22 protein-coding genes are annotated in these 23739 nt (G+C 71.9%); 15 read left to right on the plus strand and 7 right to left on the minus strand.

The window, feature by feature from the left end; translation table 11 throughout:
- Window positions 1-17: 17 nt before the first annotated feature.
- A complete protein-coding gene (locus tag YIM_RS34550) occupies window positions 18-950 on the minus strand; it encodes a DMT family transporter (protein WP_153034301.1) in 933 nt (310 codons plus the stop codon).
- Window positions 951-1032: 82 nt separating this feature from the next.
- Between YIM_RS34550 and YIM_RS34555 the strand changes: the two genes are divergently transcribed.
- Window positions 1033-1908, plus strand: coding sequence for a LysR family transcriptional regulator (locus tag YIM_RS34555; protein ID WP_153034302.1), 876 nt, complete (start codon window positions 1033-1035; stop codon window positions 1906-1908).
- Here the strand turns inward: YIM_RS34555 and YIM_RS34560 are convergent.
- On the minus strand, window positions 1905-2522 hold the full coding sequence (locus tag YIM_RS34560) for a TetR/AcrR family transcriptional regulator (RefSeq protein WP_153034303.1): 618 nt from the start codon (window positions 2520-2522) through the stop codon (window positions 1905-1907). The genes YIM_RS34555 and YIM_RS34560 overlap by 4 nt on opposite strands.
- A gap of 77 nt (window positions 2523-2599) precedes the next feature.
- Between YIM_RS34560 and YIM_RS34565 the strand changes: the two genes are divergently transcribed.
- Window positions 2600-3007: a RidA family protein gene (locus tag YIM_RS34565; protein ID WP_153034304.1), complete on the plus strand. Its 408-nt coding sequence runs from the start codon at window positions 2600-2602 to the stop codon at window positions 3005-3007.
- Here YIM_RS34565 and YIM_RS34570 read toward each other — a convergent pair.
- Window positions 2997-5711, minus strand: a complete 2715-nt coding sequence (locus tag YIM_RS34570; protein WP_153034305.1) for a BTAD domain-containing putative transcriptional regulator — start codon at window positions 5709-5711, stop codon at window positions 2997-2999. The two genes, YIM_RS34565 and YIM_RS34570, sit on opposite strands and share 11 nt — an antisense overlap.
- A gap of 134 nt (window positions 5712-5845) precedes the next feature.
- On the minus strand, window positions 5846-6568 hold the full coding sequence (locus YIM_RS34575) for a hypothetical protein (RefSeq protein ID WP_153034306.1): 723 nt from the start codon (window positions 6566-6568) through the stop codon (window positions 5846-5848).
- A 194-nt stretch (window positions 6569-6762) separates the two neighbouring features.
- Between YIM_RS34575 and YIM_RS34580 the strand changes: the two genes are divergently transcribed.
- Both YIM_RS34580 and YIM_RS34585 read left to right on the plus strand, forming a co-directional pair.
- Entirely contained in the window at window positions 6763-7527 is a 765-nt protein-coding gene (locus tag YIM_RS34580; protein WP_153034307.1) for an ABC transporter ATP-binding protein, read from the plus strand.
- A gap of 108 nt (window positions 7528-7635) precedes the next feature.
- Window positions 7636-8868, plus strand: a complete 1233-nt coding sequence (locus tag YIM_RS34585) for an FtsX-like permease family protein (RefSeq protein ID WP_228004202.1) — start codon at window positions 7636-7638, stop codon at window positions 8866-8868.
- Here YIM_RS34585 and YIM_RS34590 read toward each other — a convergent pair.
- On the minus strand, window positions 8865-10037 hold the full coding sequence (locus YIM_RS34590) for a M20/M25/M40 family metallo-hydrolase (protein ID WP_153034308.1): 1173 nt from the start codon (window positions 10035-10037) through the stop codon (window positions 8865-8867). The two genes, YIM_RS34585 and YIM_RS34590, sit on opposite strands and share 4 nt — an antisense overlap.
- A 62-nt stretch (window positions 10038-10099) precedes the next feature.
- On the opposite strand from YIM_RS34590, the gene YIM_RS34595 reads away from it, so the two are divergent.
- The 4 genes from YIM_RS34595 (at window position 10100) to YIM_RS34610 (ending at window position 14704) form a co-directional block, all read left to right on the plus strand.
- Complete coding sequence (locus YIM_RS34595) at window positions 10100-10681, plus strand: helix-turn-helix domain-containing protein (RefSeq protein WP_153034309.1); 582 nt, start codon at window positions 10100-10102, stop codon at window positions 10679-10681.
- Between the two features lie 68 nt (window positions 10682-10749).
- A complete protein-coding gene (locus YIM_RS34600) occupies window positions 10750-11082 on the plus strand; it encodes a hypothetical protein (RefSeq protein WP_153034310.1) in 333 nt (110 codons plus the stop codon).
- 123 nt (window positions 11083-11205) lie between these two features.
- Entirely contained in the window at window positions 11206-14070 is a 2865-nt protein-coding gene (locus YIM_RS34605) for a DUF6531 domain-containing protein (RefSeq protein ID WP_153034311.1), read from the plus strand.
- Between the two features lie 10 nt (window positions 14071-14080).
- Entirely contained in the window at window positions 14081-14704 is a 624-nt protein-coding gene (locus YIM_RS34610; RefSeq protein WP_153034312.1) for a TIGR03085 family metal-binding protein, read from the plus strand.
- Here YIM_RS34610 and YIM_RS34615 read toward each other — a convergent pair.
- Window positions 14701-15120 carry a MarR family winged helix-turn-helix transcriptional regulator gene (locus YIM_RS34615; RefSeq protein ID WP_153034313.1) on the minus strand — a complete coding sequence of 140 codons (420 nt, stop codon included), beginning with the start codon at window positions 15118-15120 and terminating at the stop codon, window positions 14701-14703. The genes YIM_RS34610 and YIM_RS34615 overlap by 4 nt on opposite strands.
- 53 nt (window positions 15121-15173) lie before the next feature.
- Between YIM_RS34615 and YIM_RS34620 the strand changes: the two genes are divergently transcribed.
- The 3 genes from YIM_RS34620 to YIM_RS34630 all read left to right on the plus strand — a co-directional run bounded on the left by YIM_RS34620 (window position 15174) and on the right by YIM_RS34630 (window position 18932).
- Window positions 15174-15779 (plus strand): TIGR03086 family metal-binding protein, encoded by a 606-nt coding sequence (locus YIM_RS34620; RefSeq protein ID WP_153034314.1) that lies wholly within the window; start codon window positions 15174-15176, stop codon window positions 15777-15779.
- 1453 nt (window positions 15780-17232) lie between these two features.
- A complete protein-coding gene (locus YIM_RS34625; protein WP_153034315.1) occupies window positions 17233-18261 on the plus strand; it encodes a HAMP domain-containing sensor histidine kinase in 1029 nt (342 codons plus the stop codon).
- On the plus strand, window positions 18258-18932 hold the full coding sequence (locus YIM_RS34630; RefSeq protein ID WP_194239851.1) for a response regulator transcription factor: 675 nt from the start codon (window positions 18258-18260) through the stop codon (window positions 18930-18932). Before YIM_RS34625 ends, YIM_RS34630 begins: the two co-directional genes overlap by 4 nt.
- Here YIM_RS34630 and YIM_RS34635 read toward each other — a convergent pair.
- Entirely contained in the window at window positions 18907-20256 is a 1350-nt protein-coding gene (locus YIM_RS34635; protein ID WP_228004203.1) for an MFS transporter, read from the minus strand. The two genes, YIM_RS34630 and YIM_RS34635, sit on opposite strands and share 26 nt — an antisense overlap.
- Window positions 20257-20354: 98 nt before the next feature.
- On the opposite strand from YIM_RS34635, the gene YIM_RS34640 reads away from it, so the two are divergent.
- From YIM_RS34640 to YIM_RS34655, 4 genes are read left to right on the plus strand one after another with little or no spacing between them, the layout of a single operon-like run.
- Window positions 20355-20840, plus strand: coding sequence for a MarR family winged helix-turn-helix transcriptional regulator (locus tag YIM_RS34640; RefSeq protein WP_153034316.1), 486 nt, complete (start codon window positions 20355-20357; stop codon window positions 20838-20840).
- Window positions 20841-20899: 59 nt separating this feature from the next.
- Window positions 20900-21841, plus strand: coding sequence for a hydroxymethylglutaryl-CoA lyase (locus tag YIM_RS34645; protein ID WP_153034317.1), 942 nt, complete (start codon window positions 20900-20902; stop codon window positions 21839-21841).
- Window positions 21838-22554, plus strand: a complete 717-nt coding sequence (locus tag YIM_RS34650) for an enoyl-CoA hydratase/isomerase family protein (protein ID WP_153034318.1) — start codon at window positions 21838-21840, stop codon at window positions 22552-22554. Before YIM_RS34645 ends, YIM_RS34650 begins: the two co-directional genes overlap by 4 nt.
- On the plus strand, window positions 22551-23738 hold the full coding sequence (locus tag YIM_RS34655) for a CaiB/BaiF CoA-transferase family protein (protein ID WP_153034319.1): 1188 nt from the start codon (window positions 22551-22553) through the stop codon (window positions 23736-23738). The genes YIM_RS34650 and YIM_RS34655 overlap by 4 nt, the downstream gene beginning before the upstream one ends.
- Window position 23739 lies beyond the last annotated feature (1 nt).

Genomic DNA, 23739 nt, shown 5'->3' on the forward strand with positions numbered 1-23739 from the left:
CGGGATGCGCGGTCAGCCTACTTGCCCCGGCGGCGCGAGATGGCCACTCCGACCAGACAGATGGCACCGCCGAGCAGGCCGTACCCGGTGGGCACCTCGGCCAGCAGGACCCACGACAGCAGCACGGACACCGCGGGCACCGCGTAGGTCGTCGCGCTGAGGCGCCCGGCGTCCATCCGGCGCAGCGCGTAGGCCCAGGCGGTGAACCCGATCGCGGTCGGGAACAGTCCCAGGTAGACCACCCCGAGCACGGCACCGGCCGGCGCGGCGCGCAGTTCGCCGATCAGCTGCGGGGCCCACGGCAGCAACGAGACCGTGGCGATCACGCAGCCGAGCCAGATCGCGGTCAGCCCGTCCACCGAGCGCAGGGTCACCTTCTGCACCAGCACCCCGGCGGCGTACAGCAGGGCCGCGAGTACACAAAGGACAATGCCGATCCAGTCGCGCTGCGAGTCCCCGCCCGCCGCGATGATCGCGACCCCGCCCATCGCCACCACCGAGCCGATGATCAGCGGCCGCGAATAGCCCTCACCGAGCACCTTCCCGGCCAGCACGGCGACCAGCAGCGGCGCGATGTTCACCAGCAGCGCCGCGGTACCCGCGTCGACGTGACGTTCGGCGGCGTTGAGCGCAACGGTGTACCCGGCCAGCCACAGCACCGCGTACACGGAGATCAGCAGCAGCGATTTGCGCGGTGGCAGCACGATCCGCGACCGGCGGTGGCGAAAGGCCACCAGCACCGACAGAGCGACGGCCGCGACGGCGAGCCGGGCCAGCGCCATCGGCGCGGGTGAGAGCGTGTGCCCGACGTCGCGGATGGCCACGAACGCCGAGGCCCACAGCACCACGGTGAGCACAACGGCGGCGGCGGTCTTGCCGGCACCCGGCAGTCGGCTTGGGGCAGTGGGTTCGGTGGGGGCAGCGGCGGGAGTGGTCTGGAGTTCGGTCACCCGGCTATCGTCGCCAGTGCGTTTCAACAGCACAAGCGATTAATCCTACACAATCGTTAAGGCGCACTGTACAGTCGAGCGCATGCTGGACCTGCTCCGGCTCCGCGTGCTGCGGGCCGTCATCGCCACCGGTTCGATCCGGGCGAGCGCCACCGCGCTCGGCTATACGCCGTCCGCGGTGAGCCAGCAACTCGCCGCGCTGCAACGGGAAACCGGCCTCCGGCTGTTCGAACGGGCCGGTCGCGGCATCGAGCCGACCACCGCCGGGCGCACGCTCGCCGCCGAGGCGGAGACCCTGTTCGAGGCGCTGAGCCAGGTCGAGCAGGTGGTCGGTGATCTGCGGGCCGGGCGGGTGGGCAGCCTGTCGATCGGCTACTTCGGCTCGGCCGGCGAGACCTGGCTGGCGCCGGTGGTGGCCACGCTGCGCGCCGAGTTCCCCGAATTGCGGCTGGACCTGCGGCTGACCGAGTTCACCGGTGGTGACCCGGACGTGGACATCTTCGTCGAGGGCAGCGCCGTCGAACGCGCCACCCACGTCGAGGTGCACCGGCTCGTCGACGACCCGTACCTGGCGGTGGTCCGCACCGACGACCCGCTGGCCGACGCCGAGGAGGTCCCGCTCGCCGACCTGGCCGAGCACTCGTGGGTGGACAACGACCTGCGGCAGGGCGCCTGCCGCCAGATCCTGGTCACCGCGTGCGCCCAGGCCGGGTTCACCCCGCGGTTCGCCGTGGAGACGCATGACTACCGGACAGCGATCTCTTTTGTGGCAACGGGAATCGGCATCACGGTGATTCCGGAGCTGGGCATCCGCGAACTGCCTGACGGGCTGACCACGGTCCCGGTGGTGGCGCCGCGCCCGGTGCGGCACATCAGCGTCGCGGTGAAGAAGTCGGCCGTGGCGCACCCGGCCGCCGAACGCACCGTCGACCTGCTGATGAACCTGATCAGCGCTTAGGCGCTGTCCAGCAGGGCCCAACCGCGGTCGATCGAGGCGCGGCAGTCGGCGGGATCGTCTCCGACGCCGACGTAGAGCGCGGCCAGCATCGGCGCGCCGTGGTCGAGGGTCTCGCGTGGCAGCGGACCGCCCGCCACCAGGGAAACCAGGCCGTGGCCGATGGCCCAGGTCTGGATCGCCAGGTCCAGCGGCACGATGCCGGCCTTGAAACGGCCCGCCCGCCGTCCCCGGTCGGCTGCCTGGACCAGGTACTCCAGCGTGGCGTCCGCGGCCTTGAGGTCCTCCAACTCGAAGTTCGCGTCGAACATGACCCGGTAGAGGTCGGGGTGCTCCAGCGCGTTCCGCAGGTAGGCGGCCATCAGCGCGGCGAGGTCGCGGACCGGGTCGGCCGAGAGTTCCACCGCCGCGAACCGCGCCGCCAGCCGGGTGAAGCCCTCCTGCCGCAGGGCCTGCCACATGCCGTCCATGCTGCCGAAGTGGGTGTAGACGGCCATCGTCGACACGGCGGTCCCGGCCACCAGCGAGCGCAGCGTGATCGGCTCGCGGGTGCGGAGCATCTGCGCGGCCCGTTCGATCAGCAGGGTGCGCACCGCTGGATCCTTCGACCTGGCCATGGGCCCAGATTACATAGCATAGCTTTGCTATAGAATGGGGTCACGAACCCCACCGGCGCACCACGAGGAGTCAGCACATGGCCATCAACCTGGTCGATCCCGCAGGACTGCCGAAGGTCGGCCTCTACCGGCAGGTGTCCATCGCCACCGGCTCGAAGCTGGTTTTTGTCGCCGGTCAGGTCGCCCGCGACGCCGACGGCGGCAAGGTCGGCGAAGGCGATTTCGCCACGCAGGTCGAGCAGTGCTACCTCAATCTCGGCACCGCGCTGGCCGAGGCGGGCGCCACCTTCGACGACGTGGCGAAGCTGACCGTCTACCTGGTCGACTGGACGCCGGAGAAGATGCCGCTGTTCGCCGAGGGCCTGGCCAGGGCGTCCGCGAAGCTCGGCGTCACGCCTTCGGCGCCGCTGACCGGCATCGGCGTCGCCGCGCTGGCCGAGCCCGACCTGCTGGTCGAAATCGAGGCCACCGCGGTCATCGACTGAGCGGGCCCAGACGCGCCCGTAGACGGTCCACATCGGACTCACGGTGCTGGTCGGCGAACATCGACAGCGCCGTGCGCCAGCTGGACCGCGCACGCTCGGCCTGCCCGGCGGCCGACAGGCTGTCCGCCAGTCGTTCCAGCGTGTCGGCGTAGTCGTAGAGCGCGCCGACGTCGTCGAAGCGGGCCAGTGCCTCGTCGTAGTGCGAGATCGCGTCGTCGTACCGGCCATCGAGGTGGGCGATGTAGCCGAGGCTGTCCAGCGTCCGCGCCTCCGCGTCGCGGTCTCCGTGACGGCGGCAGATCTCCAGCGCGTCCTCGCACCACCGCTGCGCCCGCGCGAGATCGCCGACTTTCGCCGCGTACCAGCCTGCCTGGTTGAGGGCGTGCGCCTCGCGCATCGGCACACCGAGGCCGCGCAGGATGTCCAGTGCGCTGATCCCGTGGTGCAGCGCGGTCGCGTCGTCGCCGTGGCGCTCGTGGACCCAGGCGAGTGCCTGGTGCACGTTGGCCTCCGCCGAAACGTCACCCGATTCGCGGCTCAGCGCCAGCGCGTCGTCGAGGTGCCGCGCGGATTCGGTGAGTTCACCGGCACGGGCGAGCGCGGCACCGAGCCGCCACGCGGCCAGGGCACGCTGATCGGGTTCGCCGGCGGTCGCCAGCGCGGCCCGCCACACCTCGAGCTGGTCCTCGGAATGTCCTTGCCGCCGCTGGAAAGTGTCCAGCGCCCAGGCCAGCCGCGACACCGCCGGAGCCCAGCCCCGTCGCGCGGCCGACGCCTGCGCCGCCAGCAGGCACGGGTATTCGGTGGTCAGCCAGGCCAGCGCCGTCGCTTCGTCCGTGATGGCCGGATCCGGTTCGGCCGGGCCGACGACGGCCGGGGTTTCGTACGGGTACAGCACACTTTCCGCCGCCAGACCGGACTTCGCGTAGTAGTCGATCGCGCGGCGCAGCGCCGGTGCCACGTCGTCCGGGTACTCGGCCTCGGCCGGCTCGGCGGCGTAGGTCCGGACCAGGTCGTGCATCCGGTAGCGGCCGGGCGCGTGCTGGCGCACCAGGTGCACGGTCTCCAGGTGCCGCAACAGTTCCCGCACTCGCGGCACGGGCAGCTCGAGCAACGCCGCCGCCGCGGGCAGGCCGATGTCGGGACCCGGCGCGATTCCCAGGAGTGCGAACGCCCAGGCGGCGTCGGGCGGCAGCACGCGGTACGAGGCGGTGAACACCGCACGCAGGCTCGTGCTCGCCTCCCCCGCGTCCCAGCCCTCAGCCGCCCGCAGTTCCTCGACCAGTGCGGCGAGCGGAAAGTCCGGGTGCACGGTGGCGCGGGCGGCGATGAGGCCCAGTGCCAGCGGCAGTCCGCCACACCACCGCAGGAGGTTGTCGACCGCACCCGGTTCCTCGCGCAGCCGTTGCTCGGACAGGTGGCGTGCGAGCAGCTCGCGCGCGTCGTCGTCGGGCAGAACTTCCAAGTCCAGCAAGGGAAATCCGTGCCCCGCGGCCAGTCCGGTGAGCCGGTGGCGACTGGTGATGAGCACGGCGCAGCCGCCGTTGCCGGGCAGCAGCGGGAGCACCTGCTCGGCATCGCGCGCGTTGTCCAGCACCACCAGCATCCGCTTGCCCGCCACCAGACTCCGGTAGAGCGCGGCCTGCGCGTCGGGTTCGGCGGGCGCGGACCCCGCCGGCACCCCGAGCGCGTCGAGGAACCGGCGCAGCACGATCGCCGGGGACACCGGCGGCCCGGCCGGATCGAACCCACGCAGGTCGGCGTACAGCTGCCCGTCCGGGAAGCGGTCGATCGCCCGGTGCGCCCAGTGCAGTACCAGCGTGGTTTTCCCGATCCCGGCCGCGCCGACGACCGCCAGCGCCGGGGCGTCCCCGGCGGCCAGTGCCTTGTCCATCCTGGCGAGCTGGTCGGCCCGGCCGGCGAACAACCGCGACACCGACGGCAGCTGGCGCGGAGTGGGCGCCCGCGTGGCGCTGACCGGTTCCCCGGCCAGCACCTGCTGGTGCAGTTTCCGCAGCAGCGGGCCGGGATCGGCGCCCAGTTCCTCGGCGAGCCGGTGGCGGATCTCCTGGTAGCGGCCGAGCGCGTCGGCCTGCCTGCCCGACCGGTAGAGCGCGAGCATGAGCTGCCCGGCCAGGCGTTCGTCCAGCGGGTGCGCGGCGGCCAGCTCCGGCAGCTCGGCCAGCAGCGCGTCGTGCCCGCCAAGGCGCAGGGCGAGGTCGTTGCGGTGCAGCACCGCCTGCCAGCGCTCCTGTTCCAGCGTCCGGCGGACGGATTCGACCCACTCCCCCTCCACGCCGCCGAGCGCCTGCCCGCGCCACAGCGCGAGCGCCGACTCCATCCGCGTCAGCGCTTCCTCGTCGTCCTGGTCCGCGGCACTCCGCACGAGCTGCCGGAACCGGTGCAGGTCGACGGAGTCCTCGTCGACCGGCAGCAGATATCCCCCGGCCGTGCGGTCGATGCCCGCGTGCACTTCGCCCAGCGCCTGCCGCAGCCGGTAGAGGTAGCCGTAGAGGGTGTTGCGTGCCTGACGCGGCGGGCCCTCGCCCCACACCCGCTCGATCAGCACGTCCAGCGCCTGCGGCCGGTTCGGCTCCACCAGCAGCGCCGCCAGCACGCAGCGCTGGCGCGCGTGGCCGAGGTCGACCGCGACACCGCCCGCCCGAGCCCGGACCTCACCCAGCAAGCCGAACTCCACGGACATCCGCCACCCCGCGATCCCAGACCGATCCCAGATTCATCCCAGCACCGCGGCGGACAATGCCCCGCTCCCCGCTCATCGCGCACGGAACCTGGATCGTTTCCGCGCGGCGGCGAAGCCGTGGCAGGCGCCGGCGCCTACCCTCGCGCTGCCGTCCCGGGCCGCCACGCTGACCGCCGGTGCAGGGTGAACCCCGCCGCGGCGAGATTGGCCGCGCTCACCGAGCCGGGGCGCGCTGTCGCCACCGCCCAGGCGCACCCCTCCGCCGCGGCCACGGCGAGACGATGCCGCAACAGGCACGGCTGCGCGCCGCGCCCGCGGTGTTCGAGCAACGTCGACGCCCCGCCGAGCACGGCGACCTCGTCGTGCAGGGTCATGCCCGCCGCGGCGATCGGCTTCCCGTCCTCGACCACGAGAAAGCGCCGCAGGGCGGGAATCGAGTGCTCGGCCGCGATGTACGCGGCGACCACCCCGTCCACCTGGTATCCGGCCAGCAGCACATCGAGGAACTCGTCACCGGCCTCGGCCACGCACGCCTCGGGTGGCTGCTCTTCGAGCCGCCGGACGGCCAGCACCCGATCACCGACCCGCGTCAACCCGGTCAGTTCGAGCTCGGCGGACGCCACCGCGGTCAGGTTCTCCGCGCGCACCAGTTCCGTCGCCGCGGCGGCGTTTTCCGGCGAGATGCCGGACACCGTCGAGAGAAAGCTCAGCGCGGGATCCGTGGCCAGCACCGCGAGCAGGCCCGCCTCCTCCCACACCCGGAAACGGCCCGGCACCCCGGCTTCCCGCGCCGCCGCGCAGGCCAGCCCCGCGCGGTGGTGCAGTGCCCGCTCCGCCCTGCCCAGTTCGGAAGTCATGCCTCCAGCATGTCAGCGGCCGAGTTCCAGGCGGGGAACGACCTCCTCGACCAGGACCTTGAGCTGGCGCCGCCAGTCCCACGAGGTGACGCGCAGGGTGGGGCTGGCCTCACCGGGGAACAGGGGGAAGACCCCATGGCCGCCGCATGCCGCCCTTCGTAGCGTTGCCGGATCGACGTGAGAGGGGCAACCCGATGGACCAGCGGGAAAGACCGGCGCTCCGGCTCGCCGGGGTGAGCAAGGTGTACGGCACCGCGGAAAACCCGGTGCACGCGCTGCGCGGCGCCACGCTCACCCTGGCCGCCGGGACCTTCACCGCGGTGATGGGCCCGTCCGGCTCGGGCAAGAGCACGCTGCTGCACTGCGCGGCCGGGCTCGACCAGCCGAGCGGCGGTGAGGTGTTCATCGACGGCACCCCGCTGACCCACGGCAGCGAGACGGCCATGACGAAGTTCCGCCGTTCGCGCGTCGGCTTTGTCTTCCAGCAGTTCAACCTCATGCCCGCGCTCACCGTCTGGCAGAACACCACGCTCCCGCTTCGCTTGGCGGGCAGGAAGATCGACCCCACCTTCGTCCGGGAAGTGCTGGTGCGCACCGGACTCGGCGACCGGACGGACCACCGGCCACCGGAACTGTCCGGCGGGCAGCAACAACGCGTCGCGATCGCGCGGGCGCTGGTGGCCCGTCCCCAGCTGATCTTCGCCGACGAACCCACCGGCGCGCTCGACACGCACACCGCCCGCGAGGTGCTCGCACTGCTGGCCGAATCCGTGCGCGTCCTGGGGCAGACCGTCGTTTTGGTCACGCACGACCCGGTCGCGGCAGCCTACGCCGATTCGGTCGTTTTCCTCGCCGACGGCCGGATCGTGGACCACCTGCACCGCCCGGCCGCGAAGGAGGTCGCCGAGTTGATGACGCGCCTGGGTGACCGGCAGCGCGCCATCGCGGTGGGTGAGTGAGCCGTGTTCCTCCTCGCCCTGCGCTCACTTCGGTACCGCACAAGCGGTTTCGTCGCCAGCTTTCTCGCGCTGTTCCTGGGCGCGCTCATCCTGATGACCTTTCTGTCCATGTTGGACACAGCGACCGGCGTCGACCAAACCTCGGCGAGCACGCTGAACCTGGTCGCCGCGGTGGTCGGCGGCTGGGGCCTGATCATCGTCGCCTTCGCCGTCGGCTCCACGCTGACCCTGCTGGTGCGCCAGCGGAACAAGGAAATGGCGTTGTTGCGCGCCATCGGCGCCACCCCCGCGCAGACGGTGCGGCTGATCGCCGGTGAGGCGGCGGTGGTCGCGGCCGTGGCCGGGCTGCTGGCGATCGTCCCGGCGATGTTCGGCGGCGAGGTGCTGCTGCGCCTGTTGATCGACACCGGCCAGGTCGCGCCGGGAACGGGCCACCGGTTCGGCGTCATGGCGCTGACCGTCGGCCTCGGCATCACGCTCACCGCGGCCGTGCTCGCGGCGGTGGCCGCCGCCCGCCGCGCGGCCGTGGTAACCGCGCGCCAGGCGATGCTCGCGGTGACCGCGAACCCGCGGATGAGCCGGACCCGGGTCGTGCTCGGGGTGCTGGTCCTGCTGGCCGGGCTGACCTGCGGGGTGCTGACCGCGACCGTGTTCGCCGGTGGCGGCCTGGCGGTGATGGCGGTCGCCGGGCAGGCGGTGATCCTGTCCTCGATCGGGCTCGCGGTGCTCTCCCCCGCGCTGGCCAGGGCGACGCTGGCGGTGGTCGGTCACCCGGTGCGCACGCTGACCGGGGTCGGCGGGTACCTGACCGTGCTCACCGTCCGGCAGCGGACCCGGCAGTTCGCCGACGGGCTGATCGCGGTCATCCTGTTCACCGGTATCGCCACCGGAACCCTGTACCTGCAGGCGATCGAGAACTCGGCGAAGGTGGTGCGGGCGCCGGAGCACAAGAGCATCGAGACGCTGAACTTCGTGGTGGTCGGCATGATCGCGCTGTTCGCCGCGGTGATGGTGGTCAACACCCTGGCCGCGGCGATCATCCACCGCCGCGCGGAGTTCGGCGCGCAACGCCTCGCCGGCTCGACCCCGCCGCAGGTGCTGGGCATGGTGAGCGTGGAGGGCGCGCTGCTCGCGGTGACCGGCATCCTGTTCGGCTCACTGGCCGCGGTGGCCGCCATCGTGCCGTACAGCATTCTGCGGACGGGCTCGGTGATCCCCGACCAGAGCCCGCTGATCTACGGGGTGATCGTCGCGATCGCGGCGCTGCTGACGCTTGGCACCAGCCTCGGCGCGGCCCGCCGCGCCATCCGGATGCCGGCGATCCAGGCGGTCACCGGCTAGTGACCACCAAGCATCGTCGCGGCGTAGGACGCGTAGACGGCGGCGCACCGGTGCAGCGCGGCCTCGTCGACGTACTCGGCGGGGCCGTGCGAAACGTCCAGCCGCCCGGCACCGTAGGCGAACGCGGGAATGCCGAGCTGGGCGTACCACCGGATGTCCAGGATGCCTTCGCACCTTTCGAACCGCGCGGGCGTGCCCTCGACCTCGCCGACGCACCGAGCCAGCGCGACCGCGGCCGGATGCGTCGGCGACGTGCCCGCGGGCGGCTGCAACTGGGTCACTTCGACCGACACGTCGGCGCCGATCTCCGCGGCGGCACCCTCGATGAGGCCGGTCAGGCGCTTCAGCTCGGCGTCGAGGTCCTCCTCCGGCTGGTACCGGGTGTCGACGGTGAAGAACGCCGCGCCCGGCACGACGTTGAAGTTGGACCCGCCACCGGCCAGTCCGCCGACCACGACCATGTTGTCCCGCGCGGCCATCTCGGCGGCGTACGCCTCGACCGGACGGGCCACGTGTAACAGGTGCGCAAACGCGTTCACCCCGGTGTTCGCCTGCCCGACGTGGGCTTCGCGGCCCCGGATGTCGACCCGCAGCGAGATCGCGCCGCACGCCTCGTGCCAGATCCGGCCGCCGCTCGGTTCGGCGGTCACCATGGCCACGGCACGCGGGTCGGCCAGCTCCGCGGCCCGCAGGTGCCCGGCGCCCGCGACACTGCCGGTTTCCTCGTCGCACACCAGGTGCAGCACGATCCGGCCGTCGCCGAGCAGGCCGAGTTCCCGCGCGGCCGCGGCACCGTAGAGCATGCTGACCAGGCCGCCCTTCATGTCCGCGGTGCCACGGCCGATCAGCCTGCCGTCCCGGCGTTCGAGGGTGAACTGACCGCGGTCCTGCACCGGGACGACGTCGAAATGGCCGTGGAAGTACAGCAGCTCCTCCCCCGCGCCCGCGGTGCCGCGCACCACGGCCGGTTCCTCCAGCTCACCCGACGGCGCCAGCTCGATGACCTCCGGCGCCAGCCCCAGCCGCGTCATCGCGTCGCGCAGCAGGCGCGCGCACGTGCCGAGATCACGGCCCGGCGGGTTCTCCGTTTCGACGGCGACCAGTTCGGTGAGCAGCTCCACCATCTCGTCGGCGCGCGGTTCGAGCCAGGCCCGGATCGCGTCGTGCATCCGTTCCCCTTCGCGCTAGGCTGTGGCACACAGAAGTTACGATACGTCCAATCTAGGGAACAATGGATACCCGGTCAACGTCGGCTGCCGCCGCCCGTCACCTGGCCGAGACGGTTCGTGGCCACCGCAAGGCGCGCAACCTGTCGCTCGGCGAACTGGGCAGGCTCACCGGCCTGTCCAAGACCAGCCTCGCCCGGATCGAGGCCGGCGAGGGCAATCCGTCGCTGGAAACCCTGTGGCAGCTGGGGCACGCGCTCGGCCTGAGCGTCGGGCAGCTGATCGAGCGGTCCGGCGCCACGCCCGCCCGGCTCCAGCGCGCCGGCGAGGGCACGATCGTGGAGTCCACCGGCGGCATGCGCGGGCGACTGCTCCAGACCGACCACAGCCACCACCGCACCGAGGTCTTCGAGCTGGTGCTGCCGCCCGGCGCCCGCTTCGAAAGCGACCCGCACGAGCCGGGCACGCGGGAGCTGGTCCACTGCGTCGGCGGCGCCGTGAGCTGCGGCCCGGCCGGGCACCTGCTCGACCTGACGCCCGGTGACACCGCGCACTTCGACGGCGCCGCGTCGCACGTCTACGCCGCCGGGCCGGACGGGGGACGCGCGCTGTTGGTGATGAGCTACCCGCCGAATCCGGGTGGTTGACCCGAACGCCGTTCTCCCGCATGGTTCCCGCAGCCGAAATCGGTGTTGACCATGCGGAAGGGGCTGGAATGATCAGGTTTTTCCGTGTGTCGGGCGGCAGCCACCCGGCCGTTGTCCGACCGGCCGCACAACGGCGGAACCCGGTTTGCGGCTGGGCCGGAGTGATCTGCCCGGAACACGGGTTCGCGCTGGCCACCACCGCGGACTGGACCTGGTGCACGATCCAGGACTGCGGCCGATTTTGGCTGGGTGACCACCAAAACGACTGCCCGGAACCGGCGGCGGTGCTGCTGACCGGCACCGAGGGCGGCGACCGGCTGCTCTGCGCGGCGCACGCCGAGCGAGCCGGCCGGGAACTCGCCGAGCACCACCCCGGCACGCGGTACGACCAAGCGGGCTAAGGCTGTCCATTGTGGACACTTTCACCCCGGTCGCGAGGATGATCGGGCAACGTCCCGCGACCGCTCGGGCACGCTCCGCACCCGGCTGTTGTCCCGGCGGCCGGGCTTGCCTTCACTACGAACATGGCCGATCCCCTGTTCGCCGAGAAGCGCGGGCCGGTCGACGTGGCCACCGGAGAGGTGGTACTGGCACAGGCCGATCTCACCCTCACCGGCCGCCCGGACCTGGTACTCCGCCGCACCCATCTCTCGTCCTATCGCGCCGGCCGCTGGTTCGGCGCGTCCTGGGCGTCCACTTTGGACCAGCAACTGCTGGCCGACGAGCTGCACCTGCGCCTGTTCACCGCCGACGGCCGGGTGCGGTGTTACCCGCACCCCACCGGCGCGGACGCCGTGTTCCCGCTGACCGGTCATGGCCACCCGCTACGACGGCACGCCGACGGCGACCGCGTCGAAACCCCGGACGGCGTCCTGCTGTTCGAACCGGGGCACGGCCCCGGCGGCCGGCGCCTGCTGGCCATCGAGCACCCTGGCACCCCACCGGCCACCATCGAGTACACCGACGGCGGCGCGCCCGCCGTGCTGCGCGGCGCCGCTGGCCAGGAGGTCCGGTTCACCACCGCGGACGGCCGGATCACCGGCATCGACGTCGTCGGCGACGGCATCACCACCGCCGTGGTGCGCTTCGGTTACAACAAGCTCGGCCAGCTCGTCCAGGTGGCCAATGCCGGTGGCCCGCCGATGTTGCTCGACTACGACCTCAGCGACCGGCTCATCGGCTGGCAGGACCGCGTCGGCACCTGGTACCGCTACGCCTACGACGCCGGCGGGCGCTGCGTGCGGACCATCGGCGCCGACGGCTTCTTCTCCGGCGCGTTCGCCTACGACGACGCGCGCCGCGCCACGCTGCACACCGACGCGCTCGGCCACACCACCGAGTTCCGGTTCGACGAAGCGGGCAGGCTCACCGAGGAGGTCGACCCGCTCGGTGGCCGCCACGGCTACAGCTGGGATCAGCGGGGCAGGCTGTTCTCACGCACCGACCCGCTGGGCCGGACCACGCTGTTCACCTACGACGAGGCGCTGACCGGCCTCATCAGGCCGGACGGCTCGGTGGTCTCCTACTCCCCGGACACCCTCGAAGTGTCCACTGAGGACGTACGACGTTCCTACGCTTCAGTGCCCGATCCGCCGGCCGAGCCGGTCGGGGTCGCCGTGCCGTGGCGCGCCACCGGGCCGGACGGCCCGTTCGCCGACGAGCCACCGGACGACGACCCGTCCGCCGAACGCGACGCCTTCGGCAGGCCACGCACCGCCCGGACGGCGTCCGGCGCCACGGTCGGGCTCGGCTGGACCGTGGCCGGGCACCGGGCGGTGCGGCAGGGACCGCTGGGCAGGCGCGACGTGTGGCGGTTCGACGCCGAGGGCAACGCGGTCGAGCACCGCGACGCGGCCGGGCAGGTCTCGCGGCGACGCTACGGCCGGTTCGGGCTGCTCATCGCCGAGATCGACGCCGACGGCGGGCGCACCACCTACACCTACGACGGCCGGGCGCGGCTGACCTCGGTGACCAATCCGGTGGGGCTGACCTGGCGCTACGCCTACGATCCGGCGGGGCGCCTGATCGAGGAGGAGGACTTCGACGGCCGCCTGATCAGCTTCGACTACGACGTGGCCGGGCAGCTGACCCGGCTGACCAACGGCCTCGGCGAGGTCACCGAGTTCCGCTACGACCGGCTCGGCAACCTGGTGGAGCAGCGCACGGCCGAGGACGTCACCACCTACGCCTACGACCCGCTCGGCCGCCTGGTGCACGCGGCGAACCGGGATTCCGTGCTGGAGATAAGCCGGGACGCGCTCGGCCGGGTGCTCATCGAGTCGGTCAACGGCCACGAGGTGCGCTGGCGCTACGACGACGAAGGCACGCACCGGCGCACACCGTCCGGTGTGGACAGTTCGTGGCGGCCGGACAGCCTGGCCCTCGCCGGGCACGAGATCCGGATCGAGCGCGACGCGGCCGGCCGGGAACGCACCCGGTTCGTGGACGGGCTGCGTGTGCTCGCGCAGCGGTTCGACGCCGAGGACCAGCTCGTCGAGCAGGTGCTCGCCCACGGTGAGCAGGTGCTGAAGAAGCGCGAGTTCACCTACCGGATCGATGGCCGGCTGATCGCCGTCGACGACTCGGTGGGCGGCCCGACCCGGCTCCGGCTCGACGCGCTCGGGCGGGTCACCGAGAGCACCGGCCCGCGCGGCACCCGGCGGTACCGGTACGACGCCGCGGGCAACATCACCAAGGCCGGTGCGGAAACCCGGACCTACCACCGCAACCAGCTGCTCGAAGCGGGCCGCACCCGGTACACCGCGGACCGGCAGGGCCGCGTCACCGAGCGCTGGTCGGCCGATGGTGCCTGGACCTTCACCTGGGACCGGCTGGACCGGCTCACCGAACTGACCACCCCGGACGGCGCGCGGTGGACCTACTCGTACGACGCGCTCGGCAGGCGGTTCGCGAAGCAGCGGTGGGTGTCCGGCGCGGTGGTGGAGGAAACGCGGTACGCCTGGAGCGGCACGGAGATCGTCGAACGGGACGGCACGGATTCGGTGGTGACCTGGGCGCACGACCGCGATGGCCGGCTGGTGGCCCAGTCCTCGCCAGGCACGTTCAGCTCGATCGTGACCGACGCCGACGGAAGTCCCACCGAACTGCTGGACGGCGATGGCACGCTGCGCTGGCAGTCCTGCGCCTGGGACGCCCCGTGCTGGGACGCCGATGCGGAAAGCGGGCTGCACCACCACTTCGACCGGTACTTCGACCCGGGCATCGCGCGGTACCTCAGCCAGGATCCGCTCGGCCTGCGGCCAGGCCCCAACCCGGTCGCCCGCCACCCGGCCCAGGCACGCGGGTCCGCCAGTGCCGTCCCGCATCGGCCCGGGTCCGGGTACCACCGCGGGGTCGCCGTCCACCCCCGGACGGGCGGCGGCGGGTAGGGTCGCGGACATGGGAGTTGCCACTGACGAGCGCCAGGCGTTGTGCGGGCTGTTCGAGGAGTTGGGGCCCGACGCGCCGACGTTGTGCGAGGGGTGGCGCACCAGGGACCTCGCCGCGCACCTGGTCGTGCGCGAGCACCGGCTCGACGCGGCGGCCGGGATCCTGGTGCCGTTCCTCGCCTCCCACACCGAATCCGTCCAGCGGCGTTATGCCACCGAGCCGTGGGAGAAGCTGGTCGACCGGGTGCGCTCCGGCCCGGCCTTGCTCTGGCCCACCCGGCTGCCCCCGCTCAACGAACTGGTCAACAGCGCCGAGTTCCTCGTCCACCACGAGGACGTGCGCCGCGGCCAGGAAGGCTGGGAACCCCGCCCGGCCGAGGCCGCGCGGGACGCCGCCGCCTGGCGTTCGGTGCGGGCGATCGCCAAGCTCACCCTGCGGAACTCACCCGTCGGAGTGCTGCTGCGCGCGCCCGGCCACGGTGAGGTGGTCCTCAAGGGCCCCGACCCCGTCACGCTCACCGGCGGACCGCTGGAAATCCTGCTCTTCGCCTTCGGCCGAGACGCCGTACGCCTCGAATTCGACGGTGAACTCACCGCCATCGCCCGACTGAAGTCACTCAGCCGCGGTCTCTAGCTTTCCGCGAGTGCCTGTGCGGCGCGCAGGAAAGCCGCCCGGTCGGTGGCGGGCAGGCCGGCGAGCAGTTCGTCCTCGTGCGCCTGGATCTGCTTCTGCGCGCCCCGCCGCCGGGCGCGTCCCTCGTCGGTGATCGCCAGCACTCGCACCCGCCGGTCCGCGGGGTCCGGGTCCCGGCTGATCAGCCCGGCTTCCTGCAGTTCGTCCAGCGTCCCGATGATCCGCGTCTTGTCCGCGCCGATCGCGCGCGCGAGCGCGGCCTGCGTGCGCACCGGGCCGTCGTCGAGCGCGCTCAGCACCACGTAACCCCACATGCTCAAGCCGTGCTCCGCCAGCACCGGCGCCTCGGCCGCCATCAGCCGGCGCATCAGTCCGCCGAGCATCGCCGCCAGGTCCGGCCGGGTGCGCTCCGCCATGCGCTGACCCTAACCTCCTTGACCAACCGTAAGCATGTGTAGATGATGTGCACATGCCTATCAACGAGCTCCGCATCCTCGACGCTCTCGCCACCAGTGCCAGCCTTGATCTCGTCGACCGCGTCGAACCCGCGGACCTGGCCAAACCGACACCCTGCGAGGCCTGGACCCTGCACGGCCTGCTCGCGCACATGACCACCCAGCACCTCGGCTTCGCCGCCGCGGCGGGTGGTGACGGGGACCCGGAGAACTGGAAGCTGGTCCCCCTCGGCGACGACCCCGCCGCCACCTACCGCGATTCGGTGAACAAGGTGCTGAACGCCTTCGCCGCCGACGACATCGCCGACCGCAAGTTCCCGCTGCCCGAGTTCACCACCGAGTTCACCTTCACCGCCGAGCAGGCGATCAGCTTCCACTTCGTCGACTACGTGGTGCACTCCTGGGACGTGGCCCGCACGCTCGGCCTGCCGCTCACCTTCCAGCGGGAGGTGCTCGACGCCGCGGCGCGCATCGCCGAGATCGTCCCGGATGGACAGTCACGCCTCGCTCCCGGCGCGGCCTTCGGTCCCGCCGTCGCCGCCGACGGACTGTCCGGTTTGGACCGGATCGTGGCGCTGCTCGGCCGCTCGCCCAGCTGGGCGCCGAACGGTTCCCGGTGAAGGTCGGAGGGCTGTCGCGAGAGCGGCGAAGGCGCACGTAACAACGAGCCCGGCCCAGCCGGGCAGCGGGAAGTAGCCCGCCGAAGGGGAATAGTCCGCCAGCACCTGCGGGAACTCTTCGGCGGTCTGCAGCACGGCGAACCCGGCGGCGGGCGTGACGCGCAGCAGCCAATCTCCCACTTCGGCGGGCAGCACGAGCGCCAGGACGTACGGCACCACCGTCACCGCCGCCGTGATCAGCCAGGACCGCAAAGCATGCGCCAGCACCGCGATCGCCCCGGTCAGCAAGCCGACACCGAGGATCACCCGCACCCAGATGAGCGCATCGACCGGAAGCACGGTGCCACCGGCGATCCGCGTGGCCAACACGCCTGCCGGAAGCGCCAGCCCGGCGGCGAGCAGTCCGGCGAAAAACCCCGCACCGCCGACAGCGACAACGCGTCCGCCCCGAAACCGGCCCGCGAAAGCGAGAAGCCCAGTACCAGGGCGGAACCTGGCGGCCACCACGATCACCACCAGAATCAGCACGGGCAGCCCGAGCAACGCTCTTTCGAGCGAGGCTCCGCCGATCGTGCCGACCGGGCCGACATCCCCGGAACCGGTCACCGTGACCACGCCGTTCTCCAGGGTGAGCCCGGGTGCCCGGTGCAGGCGTTCCCAGTCGGTGGTCCCCATTTCGCCGATCGTGCTGCCGGTCCAGTCCACCTCGGCCGCACCGGTCACGGTGATCTGGTCGAAGGATGCGGTCGCCTGGGTGAACCGGACCTGGGCACCGCCCTCCCCGCTCAGGGTCAGGTCACCGGGCGAAGCGGTGAAGAATCCTACTTGGACAGTGGCGGGCAGGCCCTCCAGCACGGCGGTGCCGACCGGTGTCCAGCTGAGGCCGTCGGCCGACTCGTAACCGGTGATCGTGTCGCCGGACCGGGTCAGCCGCAGCCAGCTCGCACCGGCGACGCTGCCCGCGGTGTCGTGCTCGTAGTCGTACTGCATCCGCACACCGTGGCTGCCGGTGAACATCAGCGCGGCGTAGGACGAACCCGGGGTGAGCCCGTCCTTCACCATCAGGCCCGCCTTCGCCCACGGCACCAGGCCCTCGGTGATCCGGTCGTGGTCCGGTGGCGGATACGTGATCACCCCGGACATCGAGGCGAGCCGGGCAGTGACGCTGCCGTCTGTCCCGAGTGGACGGTGCGCGAAGGCGAACTGGTCGCTGACCGCGCGTCCGTCCGGTCCCACCGGATCGCTCGGGCAGGCGACCTCGACCGTGCCCACACTGCACGTCGACCTATCGGCCACCGCCGGGAGCACGCCCGCCAGTACGGTCAGAAGCACGGCGCCGAGTAACGCGAAGAGTTGTTTTCGTTGCACGGCTCCGGTCTACGGGCCGGGCCATAACACCGGCCGAACCGCCGCTGTCACGCCGTTGTTAGGTCCCGCCGGTCATGCTGGTGCCATGGGCAAGCCACAACGAACGGTCCGGCTGCGCTTCACCGTTCTCTACGCCTCGCTGTTCCTCGTCTCCGGCATCGGCCTGCTGGTGCTGACCAACCTGTTCACCGTCACCGCCCCGGCGGACTTCCCCGAGCAGCTGGAGGTGGTGCGGGCGCGGCAGTTGCTGGCGGGCTCGCTGATCGCGCTCGGGGTGATGCTGGTGGTTTCGGTGCTGCTGGGCCGGTTCGTCGCCGGGCGGGTGCTGCGCCCGCTGCGCACCATCACCGCCGCGACCCGGCGCATCACCGCCGAGAACCTGCACGAGCGGCTGGCCGTGCCCGGTCCGGCCGACGAGGTCAAGCACCTCGCCGACACCATCGACGACCTGCTGGAACGCCTGGAGGCGTCCTTCGCCGCGCAACGCCGGTTCGTCGCGAACGCCTCACACGAGCTGCGCACCCCGCTGGCGACCATGCGCGCTTCCCTGGACGTCGCGGAGGCGAAGCCGGAACCGCGGCTCGACCACCAGCTGGCCGAGCGCTTCCGCACCGAACTCGACCGGGTCGACCAGTTGCTGGAGGGCCTGCTCGCGCTGGCCCGCGTCCAGCACGGCGCCTTTGCCGACCAGGGCGAAGTTTCCCTGCGCGACCTGGTCACCGAAGCGCTCCGCGCCCGCGAGACCGACATCGCGGCGAAGGACCTCAAGGTCGAGCGGGAGCTGGGCGAATCGCGGGTCCACGGCAGCCCGGCGCTGCTGTCGCGGCTGGTGGCGAACGTGCTCGACAATGCGATCGTGCACAACGAACGCGGTGGCTGGATCCGGGTCACCACCGGCGACAACGGGTTCGAGGTGGAGACCGGCGGCGCGGTGCTCGACCAGGCCGACGTGGACCGGCTCGCCGACCCGTTCCGGCGGCTCGCCGCCGATCGGACCACTTCGGACGGTGGCAGCGGGCTCGGCCTGTCGATCGTCGCGGCGATCGCGGAGGCACACGGGCGCCGTCTCCGGCTGAAAGCGCGCTCTGACGGCGGATTGCGGGTGACGGTATGAGGGTGCTGGTGGTCGAGGACGCGCGGGCGCTCGCCGACGTGATCGCCGAAGGGCTGCGGGACCAGGGCATGGCCGTCGACCTCGCGTACGACGGCCACACCGCGGCGGCCAAGCTGGACCTCCACCCGTACGAGGTGGTGGTGCTCGACCGGGACCTGCCCGGCATCCACGGCGACGTGCTCTGCGGGCTGATCACCGAGCGCGAGGACCGGGCGATGGTGCTGATGCTGACCGCGGCCGGCTCCCCGGTCGAGCGGGTCAGCGGGCTCACCCTCGGCGCCGACGACTACCTGGCCAAGCCGTTCCACTTCCCCGAACTGGTGCTGCGGATCCGGGCGCTGGCCCGCCGCCGCCCGTCCGCCCGCGCCCGGATCCTGCGCGCCGCGGGCATCGAACTCGACCCGATCCGGCGCACCGCCACCCGCGACGGCCGTCCGCTCGACCTCTCGGTCAAGGAGTTCAACCTGCTCACCGCGCTGCTCCAGGCCGGGCCCGCCTGGAGCAGCACCGAGGAACTGCTGGACCGGGTCTGGGACGAGCACACCAATCCGTTCACCAACACGGTCACCGTGACCATCGGGCGACTGCGGCGGAAGCTCGGCGATCCGCCGGTGATCACCACGCTGCCCGGCGCCGGTTACCGGCTCACCGATCCGGGCGGGTCTCCTTGAGATCGCCCGCCTTCACCCCGGTCAGCAGCAGGACCACGGCGAGCAGCACGATGCCGGCGCTGATCTGCAGGCCGAGCGAAAGGCTGCCGGTGGCCGACTGGATGAAGCCGAGCAGCGAGGGCGAGGCGGCCGCGGCGAAGGAACCCATCGAGGTCACCACGGCGATGCCGGTGGCCGCGGCCCGGTCGGTCAGGTAGATCGACGGGATCGAGTAGAACACCGTCAGCCCGGAGTAGTGGGCCGCCGCCATGATCGCCAGCAGCAGGATCACCACCACCACGTTGCCGCCGGAGACCGACAGCGCCAGCATCGCGAACGCGGCCACGATCCAGCTGGTGGCCGCGTGCCAGCGGCGTTCCAGCGTCCGGTCGGAGTGCCGCCCGACCACCAGCATCACCACGATGCCCAGCAGCGGCGGGATGGCCGAGAACAGCCCGAGGTTCAGCACGTCGCCGACCCCGGCGTCGGCGATGATCCGCGGGGTCCAGTACGAAACCGCGTTCGCCAGCGTGTAGGCACCGCAGGCACACAGGCCGAGGATCCACACCTTGGTGTCGCGCAGGGCGACCAGCAGTCCCCCGTGTGCTTCGGCATGGTCCGCCACGTCGCCCTTGCGTCGCCGGTCGGCTTCCAGGTCGGCGCGCACGGCGGCCTTCTGCGCGGGCGTGAGCCACTTCGCCTGCTCGGGTTCGTCGGCGAGGAAGAACAGCACCAGCACGGCCAGCAGGATCGGCGGCACGCCTTCGAGCAGGAACAGCCACTGCCAGTCGGCCAGCCCGCCGACCCCGCCGAAGGTGTGCATGATCCAGCCGGACACCAGCGAGCCGAGCACCCCCGAAACCGGCACGCCGATGAAGAAGACCGCGGTCATCCGGGTGCGGCGGGCCGAGGGGAACCAGCGCGAGAGCAGGTAGAGCGCGCCGGGGAAGAACCCGGCCTCGGTCACGCCCAGCAGGAACCTGGCCAGGTAGAAGGTGAGTTCGTCCTGCACGAACATGGTCGCGACGGTCACCACGCCCCACGAGGCCATGATGCGGACGAGCGTCTTGCGCGCGCCGATCCGCGCCAGCAGCGCGTTGCTCGGCACCTCGAACAGGATGAACCCGACGAAGAACAGGGTCACGCCGAGGCCGTAGACCGCGGGCCCGAAGCCGAGGTCGCGCTTGAGGCCCTGCTGCGCGATACCGATGTTGGTGCGGTCGATGAAGCTGACCACGTAACAGATCACCAGCAGCGGCATCACGCGCAACGCGATGGTCCGGTAGGTCGCCGGCCGGTCGACGGCGGCGTCCGGCCGTTCGGTGGCGGATGGGGGTTCGGCCACGACTGCGACTCCTTTGTCCGGCGGGCGGTGGCGCGATCAGTGTTGGCGTCAGGTGTTGAGTTTGTCAACACCTGTGACCGGCCAGCTACCATCTGCCCATGAGCGAACGCGCGGACGGACGCGACCTGGTACCGATCTCCGCACTCCTGTCCTACCGCCTCTCCCGCACCTCGTCGGCGATGTCGAGGAGCGCGGCGCTGCGCTACAAGCGCGAGTTCGACGTCAGTCTCGGCGAGTGGCGCGCGATCGCGCTCATCGCGGCCGACCCGACGCTGACCCTGAACCGGCTCGCCCGCCGGGCCGGACTGGACAAAGCGCAGATGAGCCGGGTGGTCAGCCGGTTGACCGAGCGCGGACTGGTGAACCGGACGGCGGGTTCGGGCCGGACGTCGCAGCTCGCGCTGACCGAGGAGGGCACCCGCGTCTACCGCGGCCTGATCACCGCGGCGAACGAGCGCGACGCGGCCTTCCTGGCGATCCTGTCCGACGAGGAGGCCACCGTGCTGCAGAGCGCGCTGGACAAGCTGGCCGAGCTGGCGCTGACCGTCGAGCAACGTGAGCGCGCGCACGCCGACCAGCCCTAGTGTTGACTTTATCAACATAGCCGCGTAGTTCTGGAGCCACCGAAGAGGAGGTGGCCCGCTTGCCCGGCTCGACGACCGACGCCGTCACGATCTGCGAGTGCTTCGCCCGTGACGGGCTCCAGCACGAACCGGTCCCCCTGCCGACCGCGACCAAGATCGCGTTGCTGAACTCCTTCGTGGACACCGGTTTCCGGCGGATCGAGGCGACCAGTTACAGCCATCCCGCGCGGGTGCCCGGTTTCTCCGACGCCTCCGAGGTGCTCGCGGGCGTCGACCGCCGCGAAGGGGTCGCGTTCAAGGCGACCTGCCCGAATCCGCGAGCGGTGTCCCGCGCGCTCGCGGACCTCGACGCCGGGCACGGCGCGGAGGAACTCAGCCTGCTGGTCTCGGCCACCGAGAGCCACACCGAACGCAACCTCCGCACCGATCGCGACGGCCAGTGGGCGCGTGTGACCGAGATGGTCCGGCTCGCCGGTGGCCGGTTCCGCCTGGTCGGCGTGGTCTCGGTGGCCTTCGGCTGCCCGTTCGAGGGTGCCGTCGACCCGGGCCGGGTGGCCGAGGACGTGGCCCGGTTCGCCGAACTCGGCGCGTCGATGGTCACCCTGGGCGACACCACCGGCGTGGCCACCCCCGGCGCGGTCCGCGCGATGTTCACCCGGCTCGGCCGTGCACACCCCGGATTGCCGGTCATCGCGCACTTCCACAACACGCGTGGCACCGGCATCGCGAACGCGGTCGCCGCGCTGGAGGCAGGCTGCCGCCACTTCGACACCGCGTTCGGCGGCGTCGGCGGGCACCCGTCGACCATCAGCTACGGCGCCGGGCTCACCGGCAACGCCTGCACCGAGGACCTGGTCAGCCTGTTCGACGCGATGGGCGTGGAAACCGGGCTCGACCTCGACCGGCTGGCCGCGGCCTCGGCCGCCTGCGAACGCGCGCTCGGCCGCCCGCTGCACAGCATGGTCGCCCGCGCCGGCTTCAACCCCCAGGAGACCCCGTGAACGTGCTGCTGACCGAGGACCACGGCCCTGTCCGGGTTCTCACGCTGAACCGGCCGGACAAGCTGAACGCACTGGACACCGCGCTGACCCGGGCACTCGGCGACGCACTGGCCGTCGCCGATCGCGAGGCACGGGCCGTGGTGCTGACCGGCAACGGACGCGGGTTCTGCGCGGGCGCCGATCTCGGTGAGTTCTCCTCGCTCACCCCGGACCAGCCCGACGCGGTACTCGAACGCGCCGCGCTGACCGCGCGGCTCCAGACGCAGATGCAGGGCATGTCGGTGCCGGTGGTCGCCGCGGTGCGCGGCGCGGCCGTCGGCGGCGGGGCCGGGCTGGCGATCGGGGCGGACATGACCGTCGCGGGCACCGACCTGAAGTTCGGTTATCCCGAGTTGAAGCACTCGATCGTGCCCGCGCTGGTGATGACCGGGCTGGTTCGGCACCTCGGCCGCAAGCTCGCGTTCGAGCTGGTGAGCACCGGCCGCCTGCTCACCGCGGCCGAAGCCGCCGAACACGGGCTGGTCAACCGCGTGGTCGAACCCGATGACGTCGTCGAAGTGGCGCTGGAGATCGCGCGGCGCTGGGCCGAGGTCGAGCCGCGCGCGATCGCCGCCGCGAAGGACCTCTTCTACCGGGTTGCCGACCTGCCGACCGAGGCCGCGATGCGGGCCGGTCGGGACGTCAACGCGCTGATGCGGGGGTTCCGCCGATGACCGGCTCGACCGGACCGCTCGACGGCATCACCGTGCTGGACTTCTCGCGCGTGCTCGCCGCCCCGCTCGCCACCCAGATCCTGGCCGAACTCGGCGCCACGGTGGTCAAAGTGGAGCGACCGGGCACCGGTGACGAGACCCGCGGCTTCGAACCCCGCCTGCCGCACGGGGAAAGCGGGTACTTCTTCGCGTTCAACCGGGGCAAGCGCTCGGTGACGCTGGACCTGAAGGACCCGCGCGGGCAGGCCGTGGCCCGGCGGCTGGCGGCCCGCGCCGACGTGGTCGTGGAGAACTTCCTGCCCGGGACACTGGACCGGCTCGGGCTCGGTCACGCCCAGCTCTCCCAGGAAAATCCGGACCTGGTGTACGTGTCGGCGACCGGCTTCGGGCAGACCGGCCCGGATCGCGCGCGCAAGGGCTACGACACGGTGTTCCAGGCGCTGTCCGGGGTGATGGCGATGACCGGTGAACCGGACGGGCCACCGTCGAAGGCCGGGGTCCCGGTGGCGGACCTGACCTCGGGGCTCTGGGTGACCATCGCCGTGCTCGCCGGTCTGGCCGGGCGCCGGGGCCGACACCTCGATGTGTCCATGATGGACGTTCAGCTCAGCCTGCACGCGCTGAACGCCGCCCGGTTGTTCGCACTGGACGAGGATCCGGCGCGCACCGGCACCGAGCACCCCGGTCGCGTGCCGTCGGCGGCGTTCCAGGCCGGTGACGGGCAGTGGCTGCACATCAGCGGCAGCGACCAGCACTGGCTGCCGCTGTGCGAAGTGCTCGGCCTCGCCGAGCTGGCGTCGGATCCCTTGCTGCGCGACAACTCCGGCCGGGTGGAACACCGCGATCGGGTGATGAAGGCGATGCGTGGCGCGATCGCCCAGCACGATCGGGACGCGCTGGTGAAGGAACTGCGCGCGGCCGGCGTGCCGGTCGGCGCGGTGCGTTCGGTGCGCGAGGCGCTGTCCGATCCGCACGCGGTCGCGCGCGGTGTGGTCGGCGAGTTCGACCACCCGACCGAGGGGCGGTTCCCGGCGCTGCGCACGCCGTTGCGCGAGACTGCCGGGGAGCCCACGGCCATCGGTGTGCCACCGCTGCTCGGTGCCGACACCGACGACGTGCTGGCGGGCCTGGCCGGGCTCACGGCGGACGAGATCGAGGGCCTGCGGGCCGCGGGGGTGATCTGAG

The sequence above is a fragment of the Amycolatopsis sp. YIM 10 genome, assembly GCF_009429145.1.
Classification (GTDB): Bacteria; Actinomycetota; Actinomycetes; order Mycobacteriales; family Pseudonocardiaceae; genus Amycolatopsis.

What these genes read in the sequence shown, in the direction of transcription:
- YIM_RS34630 (WP_194239851.1), top strand. Translation starts at nt 18,258, where the DNA reads ATGAGGGTGCTGGTGGTCGAGGACGCGCGGGCGCTCGCCGACGTGATC.
- YIM_RS34600 (WP_153034310.1), top strand. Translation starts at nt 10,750, where the DNA reads ATGATCAGGTTTTTCCGTGTGTCGGGCGGCAGCCACCCGGCCGTTGTC.
- YIM_RS34595 (WP_153034309.1), top strand. Translation starts at nt 10,100, where the DNA reads ATGGATACCCGGTCAACGTCGGCTGCCGCCGCCCGTCACCTGGCCGAG.
- YIM_RS34640 (WP_153034316.1), top strand. Translation starts at nt 20,355, where the DNA reads ATGAGCGAACGCGCGGACGGACGCGACCTGGTACCGATCTCCGCACTC.
- YIM_RS34565 (WP_153034304.1), top strand. Translation starts at nt 2,600, where the DNA reads ATGGCCATCAACCTGGTCGATCCCGCAGGACTGCCGAAGGTCGGCCTC.
- YIM_RS34625 (WP_153034315.1), top strand. Translation starts at nt 17,233, where the DNA reads ATGGGCAAGCCACAACGAACGGTCCGGCTGCGCTTCACCGTTCTCTAC.
- YIM_RS34605 (WP_153034311.1), top strand. Translation starts at nt 11,206, where the DNA reads ATGGCCGATCCCCTGTTCGCCGAGAAGCGCGGGCCGGTCGACGTGGCC.
- YIM_RS34580 (WP_153034307.1), top strand. Translation starts at nt 6,763, where the DNA reads ATGGACCAGCGGGAAAGACCGGCGCTCCGGCTCGCCGGGGTGAGCAAG.
- YIM_RS34575 (WP_153034306.1), bottom strand. Translation starts at nt 6,568, where the DNA reads ATGACTTCCGAACTGGGCAGGGCGGAGCGGGCACTGCACCACCGCGCG.
- YIM_RS34615 (WP_153034313.1), bottom strand. Translation starts at nt 15,120, where the DNA reads ATGGCGGAGCGCACCCGGCCGGACCTGGCGGCGATGCTCGGCGGACTG.
- YIM_RS34590 (WP_153034308.1), bottom strand. Translation starts at nt 10,037, where the DNA reads ATGCACGACGCGATCCGGGCCTGGCTCGAACCGCGCGCCGACGAGATG.
- YIM_RS34585 (WP_228004202.1), top strand. Translation starts at nt 7,636, where the DNA reads ATGTTGGACACAGCGACCGGCGTCGACCAAACCTCGGCGAGCACGCTG.
- YIM_RS34555 (WP_153034302.1), top strand. Translation starts at nt 1,033, where the DNA reads ATGCTGGACCTGCTCCGGCTCCGCGTGCTGCGGGCCGTCATCGCCACC.
- YIM_RS34560 (WP_153034303.1), bottom strand. Translation starts at nt 2,522, where the DNA reads ATGGCCAGGTCGAAGGATCCAGCGGTGCGCACCCTGCTGATCGAACGG.
- YIM_RS34620 (WP_153034314.1), top strand. Translation starts at nt 15,174, where the DNA reads ATGCCTATCAACGAGCTCCGCATCCTCGACGCTCTCGCCACCAGTGCC.
- YIM_RS34610 (WP_153034312.1), top strand. Translation starts at nt 14,081, where the DNA reads ATGGGAGTTGCCACTGACGAGCGCCAGGCGTTGTGCGGGCTGTTCGAG.
- YIM_RS34570 (WP_153034305.1), bottom strand. Translation starts at nt 5,711, where the DNA reads ATGTCCGTGGAGTTCGGCTTGCTGGGTGAGGTCCGGGCTCGGGCGGGC.
- YIM_RS34655 (WP_153034319.1), top strand. Translation starts at nt 22,551, where the DNA reads ATGACCGGCTCGACCGGACCGCTCGACGGCATCACCGTGCTGGACTTC.